Source organism: Pontibacillus sp. ABV4_188, assembly GCF_056311905.1.
In genome coordinates this window covers 2,155,848-2,172,459 of the sequence record NZ_CM149975.1, presented here as the reverse complement: position 1 = coordinate 2,172,459, position 16,612 = coordinate 2,155,848, and the positions used below count along the sequence as shown (strand labels likewise).

Annotated in this window: 18 protein-coding genes; all 18 read left to right on the top strand. The window is 38.9% G+C overall.

The genetic code is table 11. The annotated features are described in order from the left end of the window. Positions 1 to 54 precede the first annotated feature (54 nt). Positions 55 to 1,365, top strand: a complete 1,311-nt coding sequence (gene der, locus ACYX4O_RS11115; RefSeq protein WP_476350884.1) for a ribosome biogenesis GTPase Der — start codon at positions 55 to 57, stop codon at positions 1,363 to 1,365. Positions 1,366 to 1,380: 15 nt separating this feature from the next. Next, positions 1,381 to 2,409 (top strand): NAD(P)H-dependent glycerol-3-phosphate dehydrogenase, encoded by a 1,029-nt coding sequence (locus tag ACYX4O_RS11110; protein ID WP_476350882.1) that lies wholly within the window; start codon positions 1,381 to 1,383, stop codon positions 2,407 to 2,409. Between the two features lie 75 nt (positions 2,410 to 2,484). Continuing rightward, entirely contained in the window at positions 2,485 to 2,739 is a 255-nt protein-coding gene (locus ACYX4O_RS11105; protein ID WP_036779430.1) for a stage VI sporulation protein F, read from the top strand. 247 nt (positions 2,740 to 2,986) lie between these two features. Next, a complete protein-coding gene (locus ACYX4O_RS11100; RefSeq protein ID WP_476350880.1) occupies positions 2,987 to 3,184 on the top strand; it encodes a DUF2768 domain-containing protein in 198 nt (65 codons plus the stop codon). Between the two features lie 18 nt (positions 3,185 to 3,202). Continuing rightward, the gene (locus tag ACYX4O_RS11095; protein ID WP_476350878.1) at positions 3,203 to 3,937 is read left to right on the top strand and encodes a hypothetical protein; all 735 of its coding nucleotides are present in this window, start codon (positions 3,203 to 3,205) and stop codon (positions 3,935 to 3,937) included. 926 nt (positions 3,938 to 4,863) lie between these two features. After that, a complete protein-coding gene (gene spoIVA, locus ACYX4O_RS11090) occupies positions 4,864 to 6,342 on the top strand; it encodes a stage IV sporulation protein A (protein WP_476350877.1) in 1,479 nt (492 codons plus the stop codon). A gap of 387 nt (positions 6,343 to 6,729) precedes the next feature. Continuing rightward, on the top strand, positions 6,730 to 7,002 hold the full coding sequence (locus ACYX4O_RS11085; protein ID WP_231416656.1) for an HU family DNA-binding protein: 273 nt from the start codon (positions 6,730 to 6,732) through the stop codon (positions 7,000 to 7,002). A 147-nt stretch (positions 7,003 to 7,149) separates the two neighbouring features. Then, positions 7,150 to 7,380 (top strand): trp RNA-binding attenuation protein MtrB, encoded by a 231-nt coding sequence (mtrB, locus tag ACYX4O_RS11080; protein ID WP_036779413.1) that lies wholly within the window; start codon positions 7,150 to 7,152, stop codon positions 7,378 to 7,380. A gap of 144 nt (positions 7,381 to 7,524) precedes the next feature. Further along, positions 7,525 to 8,328: a heptaprenyl diphosphate synthase component 1 gene (locus ACYX4O_RS11075; RefSeq protein ID WP_476350874.1), complete on the top strand. Its 804-nt coding sequence runs from the start codon at positions 7,525 to 7,527 to the stop codon at positions 8,326 to 8,328. Positions 8,329 to 8,331: 3 nt separating this feature from the next. Beyond that, positions 8,332 to 9,045, top strand: coding sequence for a demethylmenaquinone methyltransferase (gene menG, locus ACYX4O_RS11070; RefSeq protein WP_476350872.1), 714 nt, complete (start codon positions 8,332 to 8,334; stop codon positions 9,043 to 9,045). Between the two features lie 24 nt (positions 9,046 to 9,069). Then, entirely contained in the window at positions 9,070 to 10,041 is a 972-nt protein-coding gene (gene hepT, locus ACYX4O_RS11065; protein ID WP_476350870.1) for a heptaprenyl diphosphate synthase component II, read from the top strand. A gap of 96 nt (positions 10,042 to 10,137) precedes the next feature. After that, the gene (ndk, locus tag ACYX4O_RS11060) at positions 10,138 to 10,584 is read left to right on the top strand and encodes a nucleoside-diphosphate kinase (RefSeq protein WP_476350868.1); all 447 of its coding nucleotides are present in this window, start codon (positions 10,138 to 10,140) and stop codon (positions 10,582 to 10,584) included. 265 nt (positions 10,585 to 10,849) lie between these two features. Further along, positions 10,850 to 11,626 carry a CheR family methyltransferase gene (locus ACYX4O_RS11055; RefSeq protein ID WP_476350866.1) on the top strand — a complete coding sequence of 259 codons (777 nt, stop codon included), beginning with the start codon at positions 10,850 to 10,852 and terminating at the stop codon, positions 11,624 to 11,626. A 155-nt stretch (positions 11,627 to 11,781) separates the two neighbouring features. Further along, positions 11,782 to 12,948, top strand: coding sequence for a chorismate synthase (gene aroC / locus ACYX4O_RS11050; RefSeq protein WP_476350864.1), 1,167 nt, complete (start codon positions 11,782 to 11,784; stop codon positions 12,946 to 12,948). Next, positions 12,948 to 14,027, top strand: a complete 1,080-nt coding sequence (gene aroB / locus ACYX4O_RS11045; RefSeq protein ID WP_476350862.1) for a 3-dehydroquinate synthase — start codon at positions 12,948 to 12,950, stop codon at positions 14,025 to 14,027. The genes aroC and aroB overlap by 1 nt, the downstream gene beginning before the upstream one ends. A 2-nt stretch (positions 14,028 to 14,029) precedes the next feature. Then, positions 14,030 to 14,413: a chorismate mutase gene (gene aroH, locus ACYX4O_RS11040; RefSeq protein WP_476350860.1), complete on the top strand. Its 384-nt coding sequence runs from the start codon at positions 14,030 to 14,032 to the stop codon at positions 14,411 to 14,413. Beyond that, entirely contained in the window at positions 14,410 to 15,507 is a 1,098-nt protein-coding gene (gene hisC / locus ACYX4O_RS11035; RefSeq protein WP_476350858.1) for a histidinol-phosphate transaminase, read from the top strand. The genes aroH and hisC overlap by 4 nt, the downstream gene beginning before the upstream one ends. Before the next feature lie 3 nt (positions 15,508 to 15,510). Further along, positions 15,511 to 16,611, top strand: a complete 1,101-nt coding sequence (locus ACYX4O_RS11030; protein WP_476350856.1) for a prephenate dehydrogenase — start codon at positions 15,511 to 15,513, stop codon at positions 16,609 to 16,611. Position 16,612: the final 1 nt, after the last annotated feature.

The window sequence follows — 16,612 nt, the reverse complement described above, 5'->3', positions numbered from 1 at the left end:
CTCCTATGTGATGTTGTAAAAATAAGAATATGATAAAGAAAGGGTGAACCTTTCATGCGAAAATCTGTAGTAGCCGTAGTCGGTAGACCGAATGTGGGGAAATCCACTATATTTAACCGGTTAGTAGGAGAGCGTATTTCCATTGTAGAGGATACGCCAGGTGTAACAAGAGACCGTATTTATGCAGAAGCAGAATGGTTAAATACCACGTTTAATATAATTGATACAGGTGGAATAGAGCAAGGAGACGAGCCTTTACTTGTAAAAATGAGAGGACAAGCAGAGGTCGCTATTGATGAAGCGGATGTCATTGTTTTCATGGTAAATGGTCGTGACGGAATTACAGGGGCTGACGAAGAAGTTGCAAAGCTCCTTTATAAGTCAAATAAGCCTGTTGTTCTTGCTGTTAATAAGATTGATAACCCAGAAATGCGAGAAAAGATTTATGAATTCTATTCACTAGGGTTCGGAGAGCCATTTCCGATCTCTGGAACGCACGGTCTTGGACTAGGCGACATGCTTGACGAAGTTGTTAATCACTTCCCAGAGCGTGAGGAAGTTGATGTAGATGATGATACGATTCGCTTTAGTTTAATTGGACGACCTAATGTAGGCAAGTCTTCTCTTGTGAATACGATGTTAGGAGAAGAGCGTGTCATTGTCAGTGATATCGAAGGCACTACACGAGATGCCATTGATACCTCTTTCACTAAGGATAATCGAGATTACATTATTATTGATACCGCTGGAATGCGTAAGCGGGGTAAAGTGTATGAAACAACAGAGAAATACAGTGTTATGAGAGCGCTTAAAGCTATTGAACGCTCGGATGTAGTGTTAGTTGTACTCGATGGTGAATCAGGGATTATTGAACAGGATAAACGTATTGCTGGATATGCTCATGAAGCTGGGAAAGCGGTTGTCATTGTGGTAAACAAATGGGATGCAGTTGACCGCGATGATAAAACAATGAAAAAATTTGAAGATAAAGTACGTCAAGAATTTCAGTTCCTTGATTATGCTCCGATCGTCTTCTTATCAGCTAAAACTAAAAAACGCGTTCACACTTTATTGCCTAGCATTTTACAAGCAAGTGAAAATCATACGAAACGTGTTCAAACCAATGTACTAAATGAAGTCATTATGGATGCTTTAGCGATGAACCCGGCGCCATCATTGAAGGGGCAGAAGCTTAAAGTCTTCTATATGTCTCAAGTTGCAGTATCACCACCGACCTTTGTGGTGTTTGTAAATGACCCAGATTTATTACACTTTTCATACGAACGCTTCTTAGAAAACCGAATTCGTGACGCATTTGGTTTTGAGGGAACTCCAATTAAGATTTATGCACGTAGACGAAAATAAGGGGAGAGTGAAGGCATGGCAAATGTAGCCGTACTAGGGGCAGGAAGCTGGGGAACAGCTCTATCCATTGTGTTAGCCGATAACCACCATGATGTTCGTTTATGGACACACCGAGAAGAACAAGCTAATGAAATAAACGAATCACACATGAATAAAAAATACTTGAAAGAAGTGTCTTTGCCAGAATCAATTGTAGCCTACACAGACTTAAAGCAAGCGGTACATGGTGTTACTGCTGTTGTGCTAGTTGTTCCAACCAAAGCAATTAGAGACGTATGCGGACAGTTGCAAAAGGTGTTAGATCACAAAGTGACGCTTATTCATGCTACTAAAGGCATTGACCCTGAATCTTTAAAGCGTGTCTCTGAAATGATTACTGAAGAAATGCCTGGTGATTTTTATGATGATGTTGTTGTACTGAGTGGCCCTTCACACGCAGAAGAAGTGGGGCTAAGACAACCAACCACTGTTACCGTTTCATCTGAAACCATGAAAACAGCTGAATTAGCACAGGATCTCTTTATTAACGAGCATTTCCGTGTCTACACAAACCCCGATATTGTTGGAGTGGAACTAGGCGGTGCTCTGAAGAATATTATTGCATTAGGGGCTGGTATTTCAGATGGTTTAGGTTATGGAGATAATGCGAAGGCTGCTCTTATTACTCGTGGGCTTGCAGAAATTGCGCGTTTAGGTACCTCCATGGGATCGAGTCCTCTAACATTTGCCGGATTAACTGGTGTCGGGGACCTCATTGTTACTTGTACAAGCCAACACAGCCGTAACTACAGAGCTGGCTACATGTTAGGTCAAGGTCATGACCTTGAAGACGTTTTAGAGCATATGGGAATGGTTGTAGAAGGTGTTAGAACTACAAACGCCGCTTACAAACTGTCAAAAGAACAAGGCGTTGAAATGCCTATTACTGCTGGAATTGAGCAAATTCTATTCCAGGATGCTGAAGCAAAAGACGTTGTCGATCAGTTAATGACAAGAGGTCGTCGACATGAAATGGAAGATTTAACGAACGTATTAAGTGACTAAATTTCTTTGAACACCTCACGCTTATACTTCCTCTGCATATAATGTGTTGAAAGACTATTATAAGGAGGAAGTTATGTGAGCGGATTCCAAAAGAAAGCATTTGAGCACCTTCAAAATAAAGCCAATATCTCTCCTGATGAAATTATGAAAGTTGCTGACTCTGTTAAGAATGCGAACTTTAAAGACGAGAAAACAGTTCGCAATCTTGTGAAGCAGTTATCCAAAATGGCAGGTAAACCTGTGTCTAAGGAGAAAGAAGATAAAATTGTTAAAGCCATAACGAATAATAATATGGATATGAACCAATTAAATCAAATGTTTAAAAAATAACTATAAATAGGCACATGAGTATACCAATACATGAACGATTGCATACTATAAAACGCAGCAGGATATCAACTAGAGTTGTATGTAAAGGGTAATATTTAGTCAAACCGAGGTAGAATCGCCCCATTCGCCTCGGTTTTTTGGTATGTGAAAGAATGAATTGGGTTTCTTGCTAGCATTTGGTAAGGTTAAAAATTGTGGTATAATAAATGCCGTGAAAAGTTGACATATGCAAAAGGAGCTGAACACGTTGTCTAAATCGATGCTAAATATGTATATTTCTTTTGCGGGTATTATATTTATGTTCCTTTCGATTGGTTTAATTATGCTTAGCCGTCATAAGTTGAAAGGGATTTTTAGTGGAATCACTGCCTTCTTAGCGTACATATTTATGATACTAGCAGGTCTTATCATTTTTTATATCGTCTTTAGTGGACCGACATCTTAAGAAGTGGAGGTATGACTCATGTATATTAAGAAAATGACGGTGCTCATAGTAGCGACGTTCATTTTAACTGGGTGTTTGTACCCGGACGAGCGTTTATCCAAGAATCAAACTCCTAATCAAGTCCAATTGGAATCACTTCAATCTGCTGTAGATGAATATAAAAAAAGTAATCCTTATTCACTGCCAATTAAGACAAGAGATCAAGATACGAATATATTCCAGAAGTATCCGATTGAGTATAAACGATTAAGAGAAGAGAATCTAATATCTGAGGCACCTGGTAATTCATTCGAACGTGGTGGCGTGTACCAATATGTGTTAATCGATGTAGAAGACGATCCAACTGTAAAAGTCATGGATTTAAGGGCCACTCAAGAACTACAAAAAATTAATAATCGCATTACAGCATATCGAAATGAGCATCAATACGCCCCTTATGGAGAAAGAATCGCGAAAGATGTTTACAAAATTGACCATGAGAAGATCGGTTTAGAAAAGAGTCCTACTATAAAAAGCCCTTTCTCAGATACTCAACTTCCAGTGGTTATGGATGCTAAAGGGAAAATATACTTGGATTATCGCCAAGAACTCTACAAAGCCTTGCAAGAGAAGCAGCATTCGTATAGAAATGGAGATGACATTCGGTACATACTTGTGCAAGATTCTCCTATTGTGCCTTCTCATTCTCTTCCATATACAATAAAAGACGGCGAACCTGTCTTTAGGGGTGTTGACGCAGACAACCCTTCATAACGCTCCTAAAAAACCTTTCAACTTAGTTGAAAGGTTTTTTATATTATATTTTCTATTTAAGCCCCCTTATATGGAAAATTCGTAACAGAGATAAAGTTGTTTTGCGGTAGATGGGGAGAGGTTTTCGTCAGTATTAATGGAGCGTAAGGTGGGCCTGGAAATCACTCGCTTTCCGTGGGCGAGCTGTCGAGCCTCCTCGGGAACACCACCCTGCGGGGTCTCGTCGACCCCTTTCTCCCACAGGAGTCTCGCGATTTCCAGGCCCACCTTTGCCGAATGGGGAGAGACGGAAACGAGCCAGATTTGTGAGGCAGGGAGCTTAAGAGCAACTATAATAAGTGGGTCCGACCACCTAATTAGCGTCAGGGCTGGCTTGGGGACTGCGAGACTCCCGCGGGGTAAGGAGCCTATCGAGTTCCGGCGCGGAGGACCTAGCGAGACAAGTCATCTTTTTTACAAAGGCTGATCGCCTTTTCCAAAAAGCTGTCTTGTCCGTACGGTCCTAGGCACCACGCCTGCACTTTTAAACAAGGGGAGACCCCGGAAAGCGCGAAGCGATTGAGGAGGCTTCCCAGCTCCCCGCAGGAAAGCGAGTTGTCCCCAAGCCTGCCCAACCTCTTTTATCGCAAAGGACCTATCCTGACTAAGTGTCTCAGTCTTCAACAATCCTGCCCTATTCTTGAACAAGGTATAGAAAATTTACGTCAACCTGCAAAACTATAGCATAATCAGTCTGTGATTTTTATATAGTAACAATAGTAGTAGGTCAAAAGGAATCAACCTTTGACTGGACTAGATTCTATTAGCGAGGTTTTAAAAACAAGTCATAAAACAGTAGGACAACATCATAGACTTGTAATGCAAAGATTCGTTAGCACTCATCATTTGTTTGTCCAAGGGAAGTAAATGGATCGGGAGGGGATCACTTGGAAAGAGTTGATGTTTTTAAAGACATTTCTAAACGGACTGATGGAGATATTTATTTAGGTGTTGTAGGAGCGGTGCGAACAGGCAAATCAACCTTTATTAAAAAGTTTATGGAGCTTGTTGTCCTTCCAAATATCCAAGATGAAGGTGAACGTGCACGAGCCCAGGATGAACTTCCTCAATCTGCAGCTGGTAAGACAATCATGACTACTGAGCCGAAGTTTGTACCAAATCAAGCCGTTCAAGTTCATGTGGACGAAGGCTTGGATGTGAATTTCAGAGTTGTAGATTGTGTTGGATATACAGTTGAAGGAGCCAAAGGTTACGAAGATGAAAACGGCCCTCGGATGATTAATACTCCATGGTATGAGGAACCTATACCATTTCATGATGCGGCAGAAATCGGAACAAGAAAAGTAATCACAGAGCACTCTACAATTGGGGTAGTTGTAACTACTGATGGCACAATAGGAGAAATTCCGAGAGTAGATTATGTAGAAGCTGAGGAAAGAGTAGTTGAAGAATTAAAAGAGGTTGGAAAGCCGTATATTATGATTATAAACTCCGTTCGCCCTCATCACCAGGACACTGAATTGTTAAGAAAACAATTACAGGAAAAATATGATATACCTGTCATTTCTATGAGTGTAGAAGGGATGAGGGAAAGTGATGTCTACAATGTTCTACGTGAAGCATTATACGAATTTCCTGTTCTAGAAGTTAATGTTAACTTACCTAGTTGGGTAATGGTACTGAATGAAGGGCATTGGTTACGTAAAAACTATCAGGATGCTATTCAAGATACCGTGAAAGACATTAAGAGATTGAGAGATGTAGACCGAGTGGTCGGGCAATTCTCGGATTACGATTATATTGACAAGGCTCAGTTAGCTGGAATGGAGATGGGTGAAGGGGTAGCTGAGATTGACCTTCAAGCACCAGATTATCTTTATGACCAAGTACTAAAAGAAATTGTAGGGGAAGAAATAAGGGGTAAAGATCACTTGCTCCAACTTATGCAAGACTTTGCTCATGCCAAACGAGAGTATGACCAAGTGTCAGAAGCTCTTCAAATGGTGAAACAGACAGGTTATGGTATTGCAGCCCCAGCTCTTGAAGATATGTTTTTAGATGAGCCGGAGATTATCCGTCAGGGCTCAAGGTTTGGAGTTCGATTGAAGGCTGTAGCCCCATCCATTCATATGGTGAAAGTCGATGTTGAATCTGAATTTGCACCGATTATAGGAACTGAAAAACAAAGTGAAGAATTGGTTCGATATCTAATGCAGGACTTTGAAGAAGATCCATTATCAATCTGGAATTCAGATATATTTGGTCGTTCATTAAGTTCTATTGTACGTGAGGGGATTGGTGCTAAACTTGCATTAATGCCTGAAAATGCTCGATATAAATTAAAAGAAACGCTCGAAAGAATCATTAATGAAGGCAGCGGAGGGTTAATCGCGATTATTTTATAAGCGGTTAACCACCGCTTTTTTTATTTTTTTTAAAAGAAATTTTAAAGAGAGGGTAATTCCCTAATAGATGTAAAATAGAAAACTTATCCATATGGCTAAAAGCCTTTCATATCAAGGGATGTAGCTTTTGTGCGATTATTATGAAAATAATTGTATTATATGCTTAAAAGGGCTTGAAGTCTTGGTATATCAGTCTTTTTGTTAAAGAAAGTTTACTGTTTTTATTGAAATCATCTTCTTCATCGTTTAATATAAGGCTTGTCATCAAGTTTTCTTGGTGAAAATACGTATAAGACGTTACAAAAATGTGCACAAATGTAGGTAACAACATGTTTCCAACTTGGCACTAATGAATGCGTAACCATTTCCTGGGAGGAGGTGAATAGCATGAACAAGACAGATCTTATCAATGCAGTTGCAGAGAAAAGTGATCTTTCTAAAAAAGATGCTACAAAAGCTGTAGATGCAGTTTTTGATTCAATCACTGAAACGCTTAAAGACGGTGATAAAGTACAACTTATTGGTTTTGGTAACTTTGAAGTACGTGAGCGTGCGGCTCGTAAAGGTCGTAACCCACAGACTGGCAAAGAAATCGAGATTTCTGCTAGCAAAGTACCAGCATTTAAACCAGGTAAAGCCCTTAAGGATTCCGTAAAGTAATTACATATAGGGCGTAATGAGTAAGGCTGACTCAATTTTAGGGGTCAGCCTTATTTTCACATTTAGACACTTAACTTGATGTATATGAATTGACACGCATGTTATTTTGAGAGATAGTAAATAAAGATTAGCTCTAGGAGGATTGAGATGAGCAACCAAAAGTCTAGCGGAGATTTTTTTGTGATTAAAGCGCTTGAGGATGGAGTCAATGTAATTGGCCTCACTAGGGGGACGGATACACGATTCCATCATTCCGAGAAACTCGATACTGGTGAGGTTATGATTGCCCAGTTCACAGAACACACCTCAGCAGTTAAAGTTAGAGGTAAAGCAGTAATTCAGACAAGTCACGGCGAGATGAACACCGAGGCAGAGTGACCTGAACGCTCTGCTTTTTCTTTTATACATATAATGATTTAGAATTAATGGGCACACTATAGGTACTTATAAATGTGTTGAGACTGTTAGATATGCTATAATAGACGAGAGTTAGCCGAGATACGGCACGAAAGGTTTTGGGTGATGTCAGTGAATCATACAAATGTGAATATTGAACACTTAAGAACTAGTATTGAACATCAAATCCAACATCCTTATTTAGCCAAATATATATCTGATCCCGTAATCTGTGAAGATAAACTCATGTTTCTAACGTCTTTATTGCAAGATACAGATCTAAGTGAAGACAAGCAGAAGCATTATATAATTTCAACGATGCTAGTACAAATAGCTTTAGATACTCATGAACTTGTGAATTCTTCAACATTGAACGAAGAGGACCATGTAACAAAGAGTCGTCAGCTTACCGTATTAGCTGGTGACTATTACAGTGGGTTATATTATTACCTTTTGTCTAAAATAGAGGATTTACCAATGATTCATACACTAGCTTCTGCCATTAAAGAGATCAATGAATTGAAAATGAAAATATACAATCAGGATTTTCCTTCTATTGCTCAAGTAATGGATGCTTTAAAACAAGTGGAGTCGTTATTAATTCAACGTGTAGCTGAATTCGTAAACCAACCAATGATGAATAAAGTAGCAGGAGATTGGCTTTTAGCCAAAAGGTTGCAATATGAAGATCGTCGTTTCCGAAAACGTGAAAATTCCCCTTTGATTGAATTACTTATTAAAAGTACACTTGTTCATCAAAATGGAGCACAAGCACTGCGAACAATAGAGAAGTATATGAAGAACCAAATGGTTTCTGTTGAGCAATCTCTGACTCATTTGCCAGGTAGCTTTAGTACTTTAAAAACGTACCTCCAGCATCATATATACCATTCATTTTATTTGAAACATCAAGCTGTGGAGGAAGGATAAACAATGGATCAACAAACGAAATCACAACGTGTTCATCATGTTTTTGAGAAAATTTATAATCGCTATGATGTTATGAACTCAATTATCTCCTTTCAACGTCATAAAGCGTGGCGTAAAGACGTAATGAATCGGATGAACGTTCAAAAAGGAGAATGTGCAATCGATGTTTGCTGTGGGACAGGCGATTGGACATTAGCACTTGCAGAGAAAGTTGGAGCTAAAGGTAAGGTCGTGGGTCTTGATTTTAGTGAAAATATGCTAAGTGTAGGTGTCGAGAAGAAAAACAACCAGGGCCTAGATTACGTCGATTTCAAACATGGGAATGCAATGGAACTTCCTTATGAAGAGAATAGTTTTGATTATGCTACGATCGGTTTTGGGCTTAGAAATGTCCCAGACTATTTGCAAGTCCTGAAGGAAATGACTCGGGTAGTCAAGCCAGGAGGTTTAGTTGTGTGTCTAGAGACATCACAGCCCACTGCTATAGGGTTTAGGCAGGCCTATTATTTTTACTTTCAGCATATTATGCCTTTCTTAGGTCGTCTGTTTGCAAAGAGTTATGAAGAATATTCATGGCTTCAGGAGTCTGCGAAAGATTTTCCTGGTAGACTGGAATTAAAAAAGATGTTTGAAGAAGCTGGATTAAAAGATGTTGAAGTAAAAGGTTACACGGGTGGAGTTGCTGCGATGCATCTCGGAACTAAGCCGTTGAAGTAAGAAAATGATATAAAGGTGACTCCAATGAAATTAGCGATGATCTATCCATACTTAAAACAAGATATTGATAAAATAGAAAATACTCTTAATACGACTATTCAGGCTGATCATAGTATTTTAAGAGAAGCTTCTACCCAATTGTTACAGGCAGGAGGAAAGCGAATCCGTCCTGTTTTTGTTTTATTAGCGGCTAAGTTTGGCAACTATGACATTGAAAGAATCCAACATGTGGCTGTGGCTTTAGAACTTATTCATATGGCTTCTCTTGTGCATGATGATGTAATAGATGATGCTGAGCTTAGAAGAGGAGAGCAAACGATTAAAGCTAAGTGGGATAATCGAGTGGCAATGTATTCAGGGGATTACATATTTGCCAGAGCCATTGAGAGTTTGTCTAATTTAGAAAACGTAAAGGCTCACCAGATTCTTTCTAAAACAATCGTTGAGGTTTGTGTTGGTGAAATAGAGCAAATTAAGGACAAATTTAATTGGGAACAAAATTTACGTACATATCTCCGTAGAATCAAACGTAAAACGGCCCTCTTAATTGCTGTAAGCTGTCGTCTTGGAGCTGTTGCTGCCGGAGCAAACGAAAGGGTTGAAATGGCTCTATTTAAGTACGGATATTATGTAGGTATGTCTTACCAGGTGATTGATGATGTTTTAGATTTCACTGCAACAGAAAAGGAGCTCGGCAAGCCCGCTGGAAGCGATCTGATGCAAGGGAATATTACCATTCCTGTACTGTATGCTATTCATCAAGACGAGACTTTTAAGCAAGAACTGAAAGATTTGTTTCAAAAACATGATGTTACTAAAGACGACATGTCTTGGGTGATTGCTAAAATTAAAGGTTCAGGTGCTATTGAGCAATCCCTCGACTTAAGCGAACAATATTTAGAAAAAGCATATGAAGCTCTGGATGCTCTGCCTGATCAAAAGGAAAAACAAACCTTTATGAAAATTGCTAAATATATAGGCAAACGAAAATCTTAAGAAAACGTTTGCTACTTTTCCGAAAATTTGATAGAATTTCATCTGGTTAAACATTTAAACGCTTTCATAATTCTACATAACTAAGAGGTGGAGAAAATGGAAAAAACGTTCATTATGGTCAAACCAGACGGAGTACAACGAAATTTAATCGGGGATATTGTAAACAGGTTTGAGAAGAAGGGATTTAAATTAGCTGGTGGGAAGTTAATGCAAATTCCATCAAGCCTGGCTGAAGAACATTATGGCGAACACAAAGAAAAGCCTTTCTTTGGTGAACTTGTTGATTTCATCACATCTGGCCCTGTTTTTGCTATGGTATGGGAAGGTGAAAATGTTATTGCTACAGCTCGTCAAATGATGGGGAAAACCAACCCTTCAGAAGCAATGCTGGGTACTGTGAGAGGGGACTTTGGATTAACGGTAGGTAAGAATGTTATTCACGGTTCCGATTCTCCAGAAAGCGCACAACGAGAAATAGGTCTGTTTTTCAATGGTGAAGAAATACTCAACTATGAGAAAAACGATCAAAACTGGCTTTACTAGACTTATCATTCAGCAACGTGATCTTGGCCTGAATAGTAAGTTAGAGAAAACAAAGGATATAAGCAAGAGGCCGTAATCGATTTTAGATTGCGGCCTCTTGCTTTTTTACCTTCAATTTCTTCTTAAGATGAAATTGAAGGTATGAATGTGAAATGTGTATTAAGCTTTTTAACATAGCATTCTTCGAGTATACTTACAATGTGTGTTCTTTTTATTAATATAGGGATTGAGAGATGAGGCATTAGAGTGGAGGAGAAAGAGATAAATGGCAGATGACTACTATGGATTTATAAAACAAGTAAGGCGTAAAACTGGAGTAGATCTCTCTTTGTATAAAGAGGGGCAAATGAAACGTAGGTTGACAACCTTACGAGATAAAAGAGGATTTGCTAGCTTTGAGCGATACTTTCAAGCTATTTCAAAAGATGAAGATTTATTTTTTGAATTTCTAGATCGAATGACCATAAATGTTTCTGAATTTTATAGGAACCAAAAACGTTGGGAAATACTAGAAACTAAACTGTTGCCTGATTTAATGAGAGGGAAGAAGTCTTTGAAGGTTTGGAGTGCAGCTTGTTCAACTGGCGAGGAGCCATATACAATTGCGATGGTCCTTAGTCGTTATTTTCCCTTGAAAGATATCCATATACTTGCTACAGATATCGATGAGAACGTGATGCAGCGCGCAAAAGCAGGTGTCTACCCAGAGCGTTCTTTAAAAGAAGTCCCTTATGATATAAGGGCCAAATATTTTAAGCAGATTGGTAACTTGTATGAAGTAACAGATGATATAAAGAAAACTGTAACATTCAAGAAACATAATCTACTTTCTGACCCTTACGAATCTAATTTTGATCTGATTATTTGTAGAAATGTTTTAATTTACTTCACAGAACCAGCAAAAAATGAGGTCTATAAGCATTTTAGCGAATCCTTAAATAAAGATGGTTTATTGTTTGTTGGAAGTACAGAACAAATTTTTAACTCCCATAACTATCAATTTGACATTGCTGATACATTCTTCTACAAGAAGAAAGGGTGAAAAAGATTGACTATTAATGTTGCTGTGAATATTCTGACTTTTTTGGATATTTAGATAGATCGTGCAATTTTTCATATTTGATGAACACAGGTCCCAAAGGATATGATATAGTAATACAAAATTCATAAAGTATAGCTGAGAAAAGGAGAGTTTAGATGAGATATTTAACTGCAGGCGAATCACACGGCAAACAACTTACCACAATCGTAGAAGGGATTCCTTCCCTGATGCCACTACTAACTGAGGACATAAATGAATCACTAATCCGCAGGCAGGGTGGATATGGACGAGGACGCCGTATGCAGATCGAGAAAGACTTAATTAATATTACAGGTGGCGTTCGACATGGATACACACTTGGTTCTCCAATATCGTTGGTTCTAACGAACGATGACTTTACTCATTGGAGAAATATAATGGGAGAAGACCCTATAGGTGATGATGAAGAAGTGCGTCGCACAATTAGTCGCCCACGTCCTGGGCATGCTGATTTGAACGGAGCATTAAAATATGGTCACAGAGATATGCGAAATGTATTAGAGCGTTCTTCTGCAAGAGAGACTGCTGCACGCGTAGCAGCGGGGGCAATCGCGAAAAAACTCCTTGCAGAACTTGATATTAAGATTACAGGCTATGTGAACACAATTGGTGGTATCACAGCTTCTTATGATGAAACGATGTCTCTACAGGAACGTCAGGATATGTCTGAAGCTTCACCTGTTAGAACTCTCGATAAAGAGGCAGAAGAGAAAATGATGCAGGCAATTGATACAGCAAAGCAAGAAGGGGATTCAATTGGAGGTATTGTAGAAGTAATGGTTGAGGGCATGCCAGCAGGTATTGGCTCCTATGTACAGTACGACCGTAAAATTGATTCTCGTATTGCTGGAAGTGTAGTCAGCATTAATGCCTTTAAAGGTGTTGAGTTCGGAGTAGGCTTTGAAGCAGGTCATCTCAATGGTAGCGAAGTTCATGATGAAATCGCTTGGTCAGAAAGTAGAGGTTATTACCGTAAGACCAATCGCTTAGGTGGTTTTGAGGGCGGTATGACTACAGGCATGCCTTTAATTGTAAAAGGTGTGATGAAACCAATCCCTACACTTTATAAACCATTACAAAGTGTAGATATTGAAACAAAAGAGCCATTTAAAGCAAGCATTGAACGATCAGATTCGTGTGCAGTCCCAGCTGCCGCAGTGGTAATGGAACATGTTGTCGCATGGGAATTAGCGCGTGCTCTAACAGAACAATTCCCGCATGACCAGTTCCCTAAATTAAAAGAAAGCATAGATCAATACAGAGAAGAAATTAGGTGCTTCTAATGAAGCAGCTACAAGTCGAACATGACTCTGGCCTATACTCCATATCAATTGGAGAAGGTTTACGACATTCAATTACAGATTACTTGCCTACTTCGTATAGGCAAGTTTTCGTGATAACAGACAGCCATGTCGCCCCTTTATATCTACAAGATGTTAAGAATGCTTTTTCTAAGGAGACGATCGTATCAAGCTACGTTGTCCCTGCTGGGGAACAATCTAAAAGTCTATCTGTTTTCTATGATTGTCATACTAAAGCTATTGAAAATGGTATAGACCGGGAGTCTTTAATTGTTGCCCTTGGTGGCGGAGTAGTAGGTGATCTTGCTGGTTATGTAGCAGCTAGTTATATGCGAGGCATAGATTATGTTCAGGTTCCAACTACTTTACTCGCACATGATAGTAGCGTAGGGGGAAAAGTTGCTATTAATCATGAACTTGGCAAGAATTTGATTGGACACTTCTATCAACCAGTTGCTGTCATCTACGATACGGAAACCTTACGTACACTAAGTAACATTGAATGGCGATCAGGTATGGCTGAAGTGATTAAACATGCTTGGATTGCTAAAGACCATGCTTTTTTAGAACAATGTTATAAATTGAATAGTTTTTCAGATATGGAAAGTGATTTAGTTAATTCTATTCTATACCAAGGGATCGCTGTTAAAGCAAGGATTGTATCTGATGATGAAAGGGAGCAAGGTATTCGGCGTTTTCTGAATTTTGGTCATACGCTAGGCCATGCCATTGAAGCCGAGCTAGGGTATGGGAAGGTCACGCACGGGGAGGCCGTTGCTGTAGGGATGGACTTCGCTCTTAAAGTTAGTGAGTCTTACTATAATGCCGACCTTAATCGCCAAAAGTTTAGAGAATGGATTAGTAAGCATAATTATCCTATTGCTTTATTAGATCAGTTAAACATACATGAATTGCTACATAGGATGACAAGGGATAAGAAGAATATTCAATCAGAAATAAGATTGGTGTTATTATCCGAACGGGGTAAGCCGGAAGTTGTTTCCTTCACAGTAGATCAGATTAGAGAAGAATTAAAAGAGTATCACAAAGAGGTGAGTTAGGTATGATTAGAGGAGTTAGAGGAGCTACGACAGTCAAGGAGAATAGAGCAGAGGAAATTGTGACAAATACTCATGCATTGCTAGAAGAAATGATTGATGAGAATGAGATTGATCCAGAGGATGTTGCATCAATTCAAATCTCAACTACAGAAGATTTAAATGCAACATTTCCAGCAAAAGCGGTTCGGAAAATAGAGGGTTGGACATTTGTGCCGGTGATGTGTATGAGAGAAATCCCGGTTCCCCAATCTCTTGAACGTTGTATTCGAGTTATGATGCACGTGAATACAGAAGTTAACCAAAAGGATATCCGTCATATCTATCAGTATGAAGCAAAGCAATTACGTCCGGATCTTATTCGAGAAGAAGGGAAGGGTTTATCATGAGAACAAAACCAATTTTTAATCAATTAAAGCCATATGTTCCAGGCAAAACAATCGATGAGGTAAAAGAAGCATATGGATTAGAGAGAATTATAAAGTTAGCTTCTAATGAGAATCCGTTCGGCTTTTCAAGTCATGTGCAGAAACACCTTCAAGATGCAGTAACGAATCTTGAAATCTATCCTGATGGCTACGCTAGAAAGTTAAGAACGAAACTAGCTGCGGAGCTTCAAGTAGATGAGACAAAATTGATCTTTGGTAATGGGTCTGATGAAATCATGCAAATCATTTGCCGCACTTATTTAGAACCAGGAACCAATACAATTATGGCAACCCCAACTTTTCCGCAATACCGACACAATGCTCTAATTGAAGGCGCAGAAGTTCGCGAAGTACCATTAGTAAATGGCTATCATGATTTAGATGAAATGTTATCAATAATTGATGAACAAACACGTGTTATTTGGTTATGTAACCCTAATAATCCTACAGGTAACATATTTACTCAAGCTGAGTTTGACCAGTTTATGAATAAGTGCCCTAAGGATGTACTTGTTGTTCTAGATGAGGCTTATATGGAGTATGTTGGCACAGAAGATTTCCCAAATGCTCTTCATTCATTAAAAGAGTACGAGAATTTAATTGTTACTCGAACCTTCTCAAAAGCCTATGGACTTGCTGCTTTACGTATAGGATATGGAATAGCACAAGAATCTATTATTACTAAACTTGAGCCTGCACGTGAACCATTTAATACTTCTGTTATTGCACAACACGCTGCTGTTTTAGCATTGGAAGATAAAGCATTTATCGAGAAAACATTTGAACAAAACGTTGAAACAAAACAAGAGTTAGAAGCTTTTTGTCACCGTCTTGGTCTAAGCTACTACCCTTCTGAAACGAACTTTTTACTTATCCATTTACCAATTACAGGTGATGAAATGACCGAACACCTTTTACAAAATGGATTCATTGTTCGCTCTGGTGAAGCCCTTGGTATTCCGCAATCCATTCGTTTAACAATAGGAAAGAAAGAACACATGGAAGAAGTAATGATTGCAATGGAACAGAAATTGACAAAGGTAAAAAATAGCTAAGCGATGGAGAACACGACAATTTTTGTTGTAGGTTTAGGGTTAATCGGCGGTTCGATTGCCCTAAATCTGCAAAATAATACGAATGTAACCCTAATAGGTTTTGACGGAAATGAAAAGGCAATTGATTACTCACTAGAAAATAACATAATTGATCAAAAGGTTCATTCCTTTGAAGAAGGGGTATTGCAAGCGGATATTGTTTTTCTTTCTACTCCTACTTCGATTACTAGATCTTATATCCATAAGCTAAATGATATGCAATTAAACAAAGAAGTTCTTGTAACAGACGTGTGTTCTGTTAAGAAGCCTGTCATGGACATGGCTCAGTCACTAACCAATCAACAAATTGTCTTTGTGGGCGGTCATCCTATGGCAGGGTCGCATAAGAATGGGATAGAAGCAGCTAAGGCTCATTTATTCGAAAACGCTTATTATTTATTCATTCCTGGTATACACGCCAACGAAGAACACATCTCTTTGCTTGAGCAACTACTGCACTCGACAAAGAGTTATTTCGTTACAGTCGATGTTGAAGCGCATGATCAGATGACTGGGGTTATATCTCATTTTCCTCATTTAATTGCCTCAGCACTTGTTCATCAAGCTCGGTCGTGGCATAGCACACATCCATTTTTACATGAACTTGCTGCGGGTGGATTTAGGGATATTACAAGAATTGCTTCTAGTCACCCTAAAATGTGGAATGATATATTTTTCCAAAATCGAGAGACGATGATTTCGCTCCTTACTGATTGGATTCATGAGATGAACCACCTTAAATCACTGGTAGAGACGTTGGAACATGATGAATTACATACGTATTTAGAACAAGCTAAACAATATCGAGATGGTCTTCCTGTTAAGCAAAAAGGGGCAATCCCATCTTTTTATGATGTTTATGTAGATATTCATGACCAACCTGGTGCGCTATCTGAAGTTACACACATTGTGGCACAGGAAACCATCAGCATTGTAAATATTCAGATACTAGAAATCAGGGAAGGAATTACAGGAGCTTTGCGTCTAAGTTTCCAAACTGAGAAAGATCAAAAACGTGCCAAAAACCTTCTACAATCGAACGGATATGAAGTGACTATTGAATAAT